The sequence below is a fragment of the Gordonia sp. SL306 genome, from assembly GCF_026625785.1.
Taxonomy (GTDB): domain Bacteria; phylum Actinomycetota; class Actinomycetes; order Mycobacteriales; family Mycobacteriaceae; genus Gordonia.
On sequence record NZ_CP113063.1, the window covers coordinates 4,136,522 to 4,148,637 of the forward strand.

A 12,116-nucleotide genomic window follows, 5' to 3' on the forward strand; every position below is an offset into this window, starting at 1 on the left:
CGATCAGCGCGGCACTTCTGTGGAGTCCGCGGGTCGGCGTGCTCGCGCGCCGGGTTCGGGCCGAAAGACCCAGCCGGCGCACGTCAGATTTCCCGGACGATCCGGTACAGGTCGAGAATCCACAGCAGGAGAGGCACGATCACAACGACGAGGATGTACTCGATGATCTCGGCGGTGCGCCGCATCACCGGTGAGAACTCCTGGTTCGGCGCGACGACGCCCAGGACGAACGCGGCGACCACCATCAGCATGGCCACCGCGAACGCGATGATCGACCAGTTGTCGGCCCCGAATGCGAGACCCGTGACCAGGGCGATCAGGGCGAGCGACCCGCAGGCGACCAGGAAAGCGGCCTGTGCGAGGTCGCTGTGCGACCGGCCGCGCAGACACAGGACCATGGCGATGATGGCGGCGTAGGCAGCCGACTTGGCGTCGAATCCCGACAGCGGAGCCGCCGCGAGGACGGCCGCCACGGCGGTGACGAGTGCGGTCCCCGCGACGATCCCGGTCAGATACGCGTTGGCCACAAAGGACCGGCGCTCGAGGGCGTCCGCCTTCGGCAACGCCATCGCTCCGATCGCACCGATCCCTTCGATCGCAGGCTTCGGCTCGATGTCCTCGGCGTCGATCGCCGCTCCCGCGGTGGGGACCGGGGGAAGCGGCAGCTTCGCCAGCATGATGGTGGCGCGCGGCGCCAGAGCGATCACGAGGAGGCCGACGGCGGCCAGTACCGCCGCCACCTCGGGCACTGTCGCGCCGAGCAAGAGTTCTGCGCCACAACCGAATCCGGCGAGCAGGGTCGCGGTGGTGATCGCGCTGTGTACGGCCGGTCCGACCGCGGTGAGCCGGTAGGAGAGGACGGCGGCGACGAGCGTCACCGCGCAGCCCAGTGTCAGGTGTGCGGCCCCGAACCGTCCCGGGGTGAGGAGCATGCCGGTGACGAAGAACAGTGGCATGGCGGACGAGACGAGAACGGCGGAGCTCGTCTCGTCGCGGTAATGACGCGCGACGATCGTTCCCGCAGTGAGCAGCCCGACGGCGGCGAGGCCGCTGAGTCCGGCGATCCACAGGGCGCCGCTGGTCGAGCGGTGGGCGCCGAGTGCGACGGCTGCGGCGATGGCGGCCGCGACGGCGACGACATGACCGGCGTATCGGGCGGACCGCGGCGACCAACTCGCGAAATGAGATTCATTCAAACGAGCGACGGCGTCGACGACGTCGTCGAACAGCGCGGGCGAGTCGCCTGCACGGGTGGAGCGGAGGACCAGCAGGTCGCCGTCGCGTATCCCGGACTCCGACAACGATCGGTTCGGGGCGATCTGCTCCTGGCCGACCAGGCCGAGCGTCCAGCGGTTCTGACGGTCATACGGACGACCGTCCTCGCCGTCCGGATCGTCGGAGTCGCGACGTGCCGGATTACGTGAGTCGACCTGGGCAACCAGATCGGGAATCAGTGCAGCAATGGGTAACCCTGCAGGTAGAGCCACGTCCAACTGCGTGTTCCCGCCCAACACCGACACCCTGACCAATTCGGGCTCGATACCTGCATCGGCGTGCGCACCGCCTCGTGCGCCGCCGGCCGGCCCCATCGCCGGCGAGGGTGTCGTCATCCCTCGCGAATCCAGAGTCGACATCTGGTGGATCCTCCCCGCCCTGTTCGCGGTTAACATAGCGAACTGCGTCAATTGTGTAGCAGCGCGGCCCGCGCCGACGAACTCGGGGTCGCGGAGTCGGTCCGGGGGGAGATCGAGTGGTGGCAACAACGGAGGGGTTCGTCCGGCGTCCCCGGATCACGCCTCCCCGTACGCCGGGCGGGGAACTGAACATCGCGCCGCCGCCCGACGTGCCGAGGGTCGTCCCGGGCAACATGCTCACCAAGATGCTCCCCGTGGTCATGGTGGTCGCGGTCGTCGGCATGATCGCGATGATGTTCGCGACCGGCGGACGCAACATCCTGTCCAACCCGCTGTTCATGATGTTCCCGTTGATGATGCTGATGTCGATGTTCGGCATGTTCGCCGCGGGCGGGCGCGGCGGCGGCAAGCGTGCCGCCGAACTGAACGAGGAACGCAAGGACTACTTTCGCTATCTCGGTCAGACACGGACCCAGGTTCTCGAGACCGTGGACGCTCAGCGCGCCGCACTCACCTGGAGCCATCCCGATCCGGTCGCCCTGCTCGACATCGTGGGCAGTCGGCGGATGTGGGAGCGGCGACCGACCGACAGCGATTTCGCCCACGTCCGGGTGGGGGTGGGGTCGCAGCGGCTGGCCACACGCCTCATGCCACCGGAGACCGGGCCGCTCGAGGATATCGAGCCCGTGTCGATGGTCGCCCTGCGTCGGTTCGTCCGGACCCACTCCGTGGTGCACCGGCTGCCGACGGCGATCTCGTTGCGGGGCTTCCCGGCGGTGAACATCGAAGGCGCCCGACAGGAGACCCGAGATCTCGTGCGCGCCATGGTGGTCGAACTGTGTGCGTTCCACGGGCCCGACCATCTGCACGTCGCGGTCATCACCGGGGACCCTGCGGGCGAGGCGTGGGATTGGGCGAAATGGCTTCCACACGTTGGCCATCCGACGTTGCGGGACGGCGTCGGTGCCATGCGGATGATCTACCCGACCCTGGCCGACTTCGAGAACTCGATGGCGGCCGATCTGCTCGAACGCGGCCGCTTCAGCCGTTCGGCCCCGCCGACGCCCGGGCGGGCACACCTCGTCGTGGTGCTCGACGACGGCCATGTCGCCGGCGACGAACGGCTGATCAACGACGCAGGCATGGAGGGTGTGACCATCCTCGACCTGACGGCCCCGCCGGACGGCCTGGCCGCGCGCCGCGGCCTGCAGCTGGTGGTCCGAGACCGAAAGGTCGCTGCCCGCAGTGCCTTCGGTGTCGAGGAGTTCGCCGACATGGATTCGCTCACGATCCCCGAGGCCGAGACGCTGGCGCGGCGGATGGCGCGGTACCGCCTGGCCACGGCTGCGGCGCTGGCGAACCTGGAGTCCGAGGCGACCTCGAGCGATCCAGGTCTGCCCGCTCTGCTCGGCATCACCGATGCGGCCAGGTTCGACCCGGCGGTGTACTGGCGCGGACGTACCGGCCGAGATCGCCTCCGGGTGCCGATCGGTTACACCCCGAGCGGCACCCCGGTCGACCTCGACATCAAGGAGAGCGCGCACGGCGGTATGGGGCCGCACGGGCTGTGCATCGGCGCCACCGGATCGGGCAAGTCCGAGTTCCTGCGCACCCTGGTGCTGGCCATGCTCGCCACCCATTCGCCGACCGAGCTGAATCTCGTGCTGGTGGACTTCAAGGGCGGTGCGACCTTCCTCGGGCTTGAGTCGGCACCTCATGTCGCGGCGATCATCACGAATCTCGAGCAGGAACTCTCGATGGTCGACCGGATGAAGGATGCGCTGTCCGGCGAGATGAATCGACGGCAGGAACTGCTGCGTGCGGCGGGCAACTTCGCCAATGTCAGTGACTACGAACGTGCCCGCGCATCGGGCGTCCGGCTCGAGCCGCTGCCCGCGCTGTTCATCGTCGTCGACGAATTCTCCGAGTTGCTCGCACAGAAGCCGGATTTCGCCGAACTGTTCGTCGCGATCGGGCGGCTCGGGCGATCGTTGCAGATTCATCTGCTCCTGGCGTCGCAGCGGCTCGAAGAGGGCAAGCTTCGCGGCCTCGACAGTCACCTGTCCTACCGGATCGGTCTGAAGACGTTCTCCGCCAATGAATCCCGATCGGTTCTCGGCGTCCCAGACGCCTATCACCTGCCCAGTGTCCCGGGCTCGGCGTACCTGAAATGCGACTCGGCCGAGCCGGTTCGCTTCAACACATCGTATGTGTCCGGTCCCTACTACTCGCCGATCGCGCCCGACGGTGTGATCGACCAGGGCCCGGCCTACAACGGGCCGCGCGGGCGGATGAAGGTCTTCACCGCCTTGCCGGTACCGCTGGACACGGGCGCGGCGAGTTCATCGGTGCTCGACCAGGCGCAGGCCCTCCTGGACGAAGAACCGCCGCAGGACACCGACATCCCGGTCTACGACGATCCGGCCGCGGCGTCGGTGCCCACCCTCCTCGACACCCTGGTGACGCGGATGGCCGGGCACGGGCCTGCTGCGCACGAGGTCTGGCTGCCGCCGCTCGACCGGTCGCCGACCGTCGACGGACTCGTCGGACGTCGGGACTGGTCGGTGCCCGCGGATGTCGGCGATCTGCGCATCGCCGTCGGTGTGGTCGACCGACCCTACGATCAGCGACGCGACGTCCACACCCTCGATCTGTCCGGTGCGGCAGGCAATGTCGCGGTCGTCGGTGGCCCCCAGTCCGGTAAGTCGACCGCCCTGCGCACCATCATCATGTCGGCCGCGGCCACTCACACCCCGGAGCAGGTGCAGTTCTACTGCCTGGACTTCGGCGGCGGCAGCCTCGCGAGCATCGTCGGCCTCCCGCACGTCGGTTCGGTGGCCTCGCGCGGTGACATGGACGCGGTGCGACGCACGGTCGCCGAGGTGAGTGCGATCGTGCGCAGCCGCGAACTGCTGTTCGCCCGGTTCGGGATCGAGTCCATGCGCGACTACCGGGCGCGGCGTCAGGAGTGGTTCGCCGGCGGCGGAACGGATCCGGCCGATCCGCTGGCGGCGGATCGGCACGGCGACGTCTTCCTGGTCCTCGACGGCATCGGTGTGCTCCGCAACGAACTCGACTTCCTCGAGGAGCCGATCAACGCGATCGTCGCGCAGGGTCTGTCGTATGGCGTGCACGTGATCGTGACCGCCTCGCGGTGGGCCGAGGTGCGGCCCGCGGTCAAGGACCTGATGGGCAGCCGGATCGAGTTGAAGCTCGGCGACGCAATGGATTCGGAGATGGGGCGCCGCGCAGCCGCGCTGGTTCCGCACGGCAGGCCAGGTCGTGGCCTGACCCCCGACGAGCTGCACATGCTGGTCGCTCTGCCGCGCCTCGACGGCGTCAGCGCGGCCGAATCCCTCCCGGCCGGTGTGCAACTCGCGATCGACAGGTTGGCCGGCGGCTATGGCGGTCGTGCGGCGATGGCCGTCCGCAAGCTCGGTGTGGAGATACCTCAGCGTGAGGTCGACGACCTGGTGTCGGCGAAGGGTGTTGCGCTGGGCGCCAACCAGGTCGCGGTCGGCGTCGGCGAGCTCGAACTCGCGCCGGTGGTCCTCGATTTCGGGACGCAGCCCCACTTCATGGTGTTCGCGGACGTCGAGCACGGCAAGACCACGTTGTTGCGCAATATCGTGCACGGCCTGGTGCGCGATTCGACTCCCGACCAGGTCAAGGTCGTGTTCGTCGACTACCGACGCACGATGCTCGGCATCATCGACGGTGATCACCTGGGCGGCTACGCCAGCTCGGCGAACAAGGCGATCCCGATGATGCAGCAGTTGGCGCAGATCCTCACCGACCGACTGCCGCCCGAGGACGTGACCCCGCAGCAGCTGCGCGACCACTCCTATTACACGGGCCCGGACGTCTACCTGGTCATCGACGACTACGACCTGGTCGCGACCGCCTCGGGTAACCCGCTGTTGCCGCTGGTCGACCTCGCGGCCCAGGCCCGCGACATCGGCTTCCACATCATCCTGGCCCGGCGCTCGGGCGGCCTCGGGCGGGCGATGTTCGACCCGTTGATCGGCCGCCTCAAGGACCTCTCCTGCGACATGTTGCTGATGAGCGGCGACCGTGACGAGGGGTACATCACCGGCCGGGTTCGCATGCAGCAACTGGTCCCGGGGCGCGGTGAGCTGGTCTCGCGGACGCGGGCGCAGGAGATGATCCAGGTCGGTTACGTCGAGCCCGAGGTCTGATCGGGTGATGCCAACCGCACTGCGACCGACAGTGGTCGACCTCGCCTTCGGTCAGGTGTCGGTCTCGGGTGGGCGATCGGCGGACGTGACCGATTTGCTGGAGGGGGCCGATGCGCCGACGGTGATGGTCGCGGGTACCCGCAGATACGGTCACCAGGCGTGGCAGGCCGTACTGCGCGATCTGCACCTGCCCGATGCCGGCCCCGATGGTCCGCTACCGATGGTGATCGGGTACCCCAGCACCTGGGGGCGTGTGCGTTCGTCGGTGCTCGACCGCGCGACTGCGGAGTTCGGCGCAGCGGTCACCCTCGTCCCTCGGGCGGTACTGATCGCGCGGAGCCACTCCGACGGGACGATGCAACGGTGCGCAGTCGTCGAGACCACGCATTTTCCCGGCGTGGCGGTGGATCCGGCCCGGCCGAGACAGGCGTGGTGGGACGTAACCCGACTGCGTCGCACGTCGGGCGGATGGGAGATCGAGGCCGTGGACGTCCTCGAACCGGAGTCCGACGGTGTCGCCGGCCGGACCGAGGCCATCGTCGACGACTCGGTCGAGGCGGTCTTCGTCGACGGTTCGGAGCCCGCGGAGGTGACCCGGGCGATCGACGTCGTCGCCACGCATGCGCTGGCCGGGCGGGTGGTGGCGGTCGATCGGGAACTGATCCGACGCTACGGATGGCGGAGCGGCCGACCCGAGGGCGCCGACCCGCCGATCGGTGCGATCGAACGGCCCGCGCAGGATTCGGCCGGGCCGACGCGCGGTCGCACCGGCCGGTGGATCGTGGCCGCGGGGGTGGCGGCGGTCGGGGTGGCGCTGGTGGCCGGTGTGGTCGGCTTTCTCCAACGCGGCGGCGAGGGTCCGCCCGTCGAGCAGACGGTGACACTCGGGCGTACCGACATCGACATTCCCGCCGACTGGCGGCGAAGCGAGCTCGGGCGACCTGACGCCGGGGGCACGGACGAACCCTTGCGCTCGGTGTTCGCCGACCCTGCGGACGGTCGGCGGATTCTGGTGGTCCAGAGCGAGGTGCGGACCGACTCGACCCTGGCGTCGGTGGCGACCAGTCTCGGCAACCGGATCCGCCAGCGTGGCGACGATGTGGTGACCGAGTTCTCGGCCGTCACGAGGTTCATGGGCCGTGAGGTGATCAGCTATCGCGAGGCGCCCGCGTCGGGCAGCGCGATCCGCTGGTACGTGCTCGTCGAGCACGGACTGCAGGTGTCGGTCGGGTGCCAGGCGGGTACGGCCGGGGAGTCGGTGGACGCCGAATGCGCCCATGCCGTGTCGTCGGTGCGGATCGCCCCGCGGTGATCGCGACGCGTTTTGACCCTGATCAGGGCCTTCGCGTAGTCTGGACCGCTGGTGCGTGACATCTCCACACCGGGTGACCGGGAGGAGATAGCCGAGGCCCGGGTCCCCACTGGTCGCCGGGAGTTCCCTCTGTCATGGCACCTGACCAGCACCCATCGACAGAGTTGAGGACAACTGTGCCCACCTACACCCCGAAGGCCGGTGACATCACGCACGCGTGGCATGTCATCGACGCCACCGACGTGGTGCTCGGCCGGCTGGCCGTGCAGAGCGCGAATCTGCTCCGCGGCAAGCACAAGCCGACCTATGCGCCCCACGCCGATGGTGGTGACTTCGTCATCATCATCAACGCCGAAAAGGTCGCGCTGACCAGCAACAAGGCCGAGCGCAAGCTGAACTACCGCCACTCCGGGCATCCGGGTGGGCTCAAGGTCCAGACGACCGCCGAGCTCCTCGAGAGCCACCCCGAGCGCGTGGTCGAGAAGGCCATCAAGGGCATGCTGCCGCACACCAAGCTCGGTCGCGCCATGGCGTCCAAGCTGAAGGTCTACGCAGGCCCGAACCATCCCCACGAGGCTCAGCGGCCCGTGCCCTTCGAGATCAAGCAGGTGGCCCAGTGACGAACGAGAACATCAACGACCCGGCCGTCGAAGCTGCCGTGGAGAACGCCGAAGAGGTCCAGGCTGCCGTCGGTGACGACACCGCCGCCGCCGAGACCGCTGTCGAGCAGGCCGTGGAGGCCGTCGAAACCGCTTCCGACGACTACGACACCGATGTCGAGGCCGCTCCGGCCGCCGACTCCCGGGGTCCGGTGGTCATCGATCGTCCGATCCAGACCGTCGGCCGCCGCAAGGAGGCCGTCGTGCGCGTGCGCCTCGTCCCGGGCTCCGGCCAGTTCCAGCTCAACGGTCGCACCCTGGAGGAGTACTTCCCCAACAAGGTGCACCAGCAGCTGATCAAGGCTCCGCTCGTCACCGTCGAGCGCACCGAGTCGTTCGACATCTTCGCCAAGCTCGTCGGCGGCGGCCCCTCGGGCCAGGCCGGTGCTCTGCGCCTGGGCATCGCCCGCGCGCTGATCGAGGTCACCCCGGACGATCGTCCGGCGCTGAAGAAGGCAGGCTTCCTCACCCGTGACCCGCGTGCCGTTGAGCGCAAGAAGTACGGCCTGAAGAAGGCTCGCAAGGCGTCGCAGTACTCCAAGCGCTGATCTTGGCACGCCTTTTCGGAACCGACGGCGTCCGGGGCCTGGCCAACGACGAGCTCACTCCCGAGCTCGCGTTGGGCCTGGCCTCGGCCGCCGCGGTTGTTTTCGGACACGATTGCGCCCGCGACGCGCGTCCGCGTGCGGTGGTCGGCCGTGATCCGCGCGCTTCCGGCGAGATGCTCGAGGCCGCGGTGTGCGCGGGCCTCGCGGCCACCGGCGTCGATGCGATCCGCGTCGGCGTGGTGCCAACGCCGGCCGTCGCCTTCCTGACCGCCGATTACCGCGCCGACTTCGGTGTGATGATCTCGGCGTCGCACAACCCCATGCCCGACAACGGGATCAAGTTCTTCTCCGGTGGTGGCCACAAGCTCGACGATGCGGTCGAGGACCGGATCGAGGCCACGATGGCCGAGGAGTTCGCCCGTCCGATCGGTGCGGCCGTGGGCCGTGTGGTGGACGCGGTCGATGCGGGCGACCGCTATCGTGCGCACCTCGCCGCGTCGATCGGGAATCGCCTCGACGGTCTCACCGTGGTCGTGGACTGCGCCCACGGCGCCGCTTTCGAGTTGGCGCCGCAGGCGTACGCGGACGCGGGCGCCGAGGTGATCGCGATCCATGCCGAGCCCGACGGCCTCAACATCAACGAGGACTGCGGATCCACCCACATGGACAAGCTCCGCGCAGCGGTGCTCGAGCACGGTGCCGATCTCGGCCTGGCCCATGACGGTGACGCCGACCGCTGCCTCGCGGTCGACTCGACAGGGCAGGTCGTCGACGGGGACGCCATCATGGCCATCCTCGCGACCGCGCTGAGGTCACGGGACCGCCTGCGCGACAACGTCCTCGTCACGACCGTGATGAGCAACCTCGGCCTGCACATCGCGATGCGCGAGGCGGGGATCGCGCTGCGGACCACCGCCGTCGGTGACCGGTACGTCCTCGAGGAGTTGCGTCGCGGCGGCTATTCACTCGGCGGGGAACAGTCGGGGCACATCGTGGTTCCCGGCTCCGGCACCACCGGTGACGGCATCCTGACCGGTCTGCTCCTGATGGAGCAGATGGCCGCGACGGGGGAGCGCATCGCCGACCTCGCAAGCATCATGACGGTGCTCCCGCAGGAACTCATCAACGTCCGGGTCGCGGACAAACACGCGGTCGCCCAGTCGCAGACGGTCAAGCAGTCGGTCGCCGACGCGGAGGCCGAACTCGGCGACCACGGCCGGGTGCTGTTGCGTCCGTCGGGAACCGAGCAGCTCGTGCGCGTGATGGTCGAGGCAGGCTCCGCCGACACCGCGCGCACGGTGGCGCGTCGGATCGCCGACGTGGTCGAGGCAGCGGGCTCGTGAGCACTCCGAAAGCGGTCCTGTTCGACTTCTCGGGCACCCTTTTCCGGTTCGAGGCACGTGACGATTGGTTCGACGACCTGCACGACGAGGACGGCAACCCGCTGCACCTCGATGCCCAGGCGGTCCTGATCCGACGGATGACCCAACCCGTCGGTTTGCCGACGGTGATCGAGGATGACGACCGGATTGCCTGGGAGCAAAGGGATCTCGACCCGCAGCAGCATCGGCGCGCATATCTGGCGATGCTGCGCGCGTCGGGGCTGACGGCGCCGGGCCACGCCGAGCAGCTCTACGCCAGGGTCCTCGACCCGCATTCGTGGCAGATCTTCCCGGACACCGAAGCGGTGCTGCGTGGTCTGCGCGCTGCCGGCATCCCCGTCGGCGTCGTCAGCAACATCGCCTTCGATCTGCGCGCCGTGCTCGCGCTGCACGGTGTCGCCGACCTCGTCGACGAGTACGCCCTGTCCTATGAGGTGGGTGCCATCAAACCCAACCCGCGGATCTTCCATGCGGCACTCGACCCGCTCGGCGTCGCGCCCTATGACGCGCTGATGGTGGGGGACAGCGAGGAGGCCGACGGCGGTGCTCGCCACCTCGGCTGTGCATTCGAACTGGTCCAGGACGCTCCGGCAGCCGAACGCCCGTCGGCGCTCATCGATGCCGTGACGCACCACGGCGTGGTTCTCCCGAACTGACTTTCTCGGCCGGGAACCGGCCCTGCGCCTCGCGCGTCTAAACTTCGACGCCACACCCGTGTTCGTGTGATCGGATTCATGCGACGCGTGTCGCGCGGGGCGAGAAGGGGGACCAATGGCCGATTCACGGATGTCTGTCGACGTCGACGAGGTCTCGAAGGTGGTGGCGTTCTATCGTCGGGCCGCCGATGTCGTCGGCTCGGCGGCCGAGGACATCCGGACGCACGAGCTCGGTCGCTGGGCGATCGGCGAGGAGTACCGCGAGATGGGCGAGCGGTATCGGGAGATGGGCCGCGTCATCACGGAACGGCTCACCGACCAGGCGCACGCCGCCGACCGACTGGCCGACGCCCTCGGGCGGGGCATCGCGATCATCGAGACCGCCGATGCAGACAACGCGACCGGCCTGACCCGCACTGTGGGCCGGCACCGCGCCGACGGATCCGGTGCCGCGTGACGGGGGATTCGCTTGCGGCGCTGCGCGACCAGGCCGTCTCCGGGATCGAGGATCTGGTCGAGGTGCTGGCGCTCGGGGCGGCGCTGGGAGCGCAAACGGCAGGTGAGGACGACGTGCACAGGCCGTTCCGGAGGGTCGGGTCGTTCGACGTCGCGGGTCTCGCCGCCGACAGCCGTCGCCTCGACGCGGCCCACCGTGCCGTCGCCGAACACCTGCACCGACTACCCGAACAGCAGGTCCGGCTCGGGCGCGGCTGGGTGAGCGAATCGGGCGCGCGGGCGGTGGCGGCGGTGGTCGATCACCAGCGGCGCGCCGAAGCCGACCTGCACGTGTTGCGGACCCTGGCCGAGGCCACCGGATCCGCGGCCTCGGGGATCGATCAGCTGTTGCGCACGTGGTATCTCACGGTCGCCCAACTGGCGTCGCCCTTGGTTGCCGGTGTTCCGGTGGCCGCCGTCCCCGGAGCGATCGTGGCGGGAGAACTCCCGGCCGCAGTCGTGATCGACGACGTCGTGTCGAGGGCAGGCCTGTATTTCACCACCGCTCATGCCACGGTCTCCGGGATCGACGAGATCCTGGAGCATCTCGATCGCGTCACCGAGGCGATGGATGTGGAACCGTACCCGCAGGCCGGAAGCCGTCCTGAAGCGCAGCGACCGGCAGAGCAGACAACGGCCACACCGGAGCAGGCGGCAACGACGTCCGGCCAAGCGGCCGCTGGTGGCGAGGCGCCAGACGACGACGTGCCGAGACCGTCCGGCCATCGTCCCGACGTCCCGCTGCAACTCACACCGGACTCCGCGGGCGATCCACCGCAATCGCAGGCGCCGGAACCCGCCGACCCACCCGCCGAGGACGCCGCCCTCGCCCCGAGGACCCGCGCTCCCGAGCCGGACGCCGCGGCCCCGGCCGGCCCCCAGACGCATGGCTCCCCGCCACCGTCGGCGGGCGACCTGGCTCTGGCCGGCGACGAATGAGAGCGAGCCGATCGTGAACCTCGCAGATCAGATCGAGGCCGTTGCACGGCGAGCGACGGCGGAGGTGGTCGCGGCATCCCATGCGTATGCGGCGACCCAGCGGCGTCTCGCGTCGGACCTCGCCGACTTCCGGTCCGCGAACGCCGCCCCCGACCAACGACTGCGGGCGAAGCTGCAGACGGATGCAGACATCGCCGATACCGCCACGCCGCGAATACTGTTACCTGCCGACGTGGCCGAGGCCAGTCCACATCGATCGGCTCCGGACGAATAGGCTGTCGGTGTGCCGGCA

Annotated in this window: 10 protein-coding genes; 9 read left to right on the forward strand and 1 reads right to left on the reverse strand. The window is 69.1% G+C overall.

Going from position 1 to position 12,116, the window contains the following annotated elements; all coding sequences use genetic code 11:
* Window positions 1-83: 83 nt before the first annotated feature.
* The gene (gene eccD / locus OVA31_RS18945; protein ID WP_420714079.1) at window positions 84-1,634 is read right to left on the reverse strand and encodes a type VII secretion integral membrane protein EccD; all 1,551 of its coding nucleotides are present in this window, start codon (window positions 1,632-1,634) and stop codon (window positions 84-86) included.
* Window positions 1,635-1,750: 116 nt separating this feature from the next.
* On the opposite strand from eccD, the gene eccCa reads away from it, so the two are divergent.
* The 9 genes from eccCa to OVA31_RS18990 all read left to right on the forward strand — a co-directional run bounded on the left by eccCa (window position 1,751) and on the right by OVA31_RS18990 (window position 12,098).
* A complete protein-coding gene (eccCa, locus tag OVA31_RS18950; protein ID WP_267628146.1) occupies window positions 1,751-5,833 on the forward strand; it encodes a type VII secretion protein EccCa in 4,083 nt (1,360 codons plus the stop codon).
* Window positions 5,834-5,840: 7 nt separating this feature from the next.
* Window positions 5,841-7,145: a type VII secretion-associated protein gene (locus OVA31_RS18955; RefSeq protein WP_267628147.1), complete on the forward strand. Its 1,305-nt coding sequence runs from the start codon at window positions 5,841-5,843 to the stop codon at window positions 7,143-7,145.
* A gap of 176 nt (window positions 7,146-7,321) precedes the next feature.
* Entirely contained in the window at window positions 7,322-7,765 is a 444-nt protein-coding gene (rplM, locus tag OVA31_RS18960; RefSeq protein ID WP_164307012.1) for a 50S ribosomal protein L13, read from the forward strand.
* A complete protein-coding gene (rpsI, locus tag OVA31_RS18965; protein WP_267628148.1) occupies window positions 7,762-8,352 on the forward strand; it encodes a 30S ribosomal protein S9 in 591 nt (196 codons plus the stop codon). Before rplM ends, rpsI begins: the two co-directional genes overlap by 4 nt.
* Window positions 8,353-8,354: 2 nt before the next feature.
* Entirely contained in the window at window positions 8,355-9,695 is a 1,341-nt protein-coding gene (gene glmM / locus OVA31_RS18970) for a phosphoglucosamine mutase (protein ID WP_267628149.1), read from the forward strand.
* Window positions 9,692-10,390: an HAD family hydrolase gene (locus tag OVA31_RS18975; protein WP_267628150.1), complete on the forward strand. Its 699-nt coding sequence runs from the start codon at window positions 9,692-9,694 to the stop codon at window positions 10,388-10,390. Before glmM ends, OVA31_RS18975 begins: the two co-directional genes overlap by 4 nt.
* 115 nt (window positions 10,391-10,505) lie before the next feature.
* Window positions 10,506-10,847, forward strand: a complete 342-nt coding sequence (locus tag OVA31_RS18980; protein WP_267628151.1) for a hypothetical protein — start codon at window positions 10,506-10,508, stop codon at window positions 10,845-10,847.
* Window positions 10,844-11,824, forward strand: a complete 981-nt coding sequence (locus OVA31_RS18985) for a hypothetical protein (RefSeq protein ID WP_267628152.1) — start codon at window positions 10,844-10,846, stop codon at window positions 11,822-11,824. The genes OVA31_RS18980 and OVA31_RS18985 overlap by 4 nt, the downstream gene beginning before the upstream one ends.
* A 13-nt stretch (window positions 11,825-11,837) precedes the next feature.
* Window positions 11,838-12,098, forward strand: coding sequence for a hypothetical protein (locus tag OVA31_RS18990; protein ID WP_267628153.1), 261 nt, complete (start codon window positions 11,838-11,840; stop codon window positions 12,096-12,098).
* The last annotated feature ends 18 nt before the right edge of the window (window positions 12,099-12,116 follow it).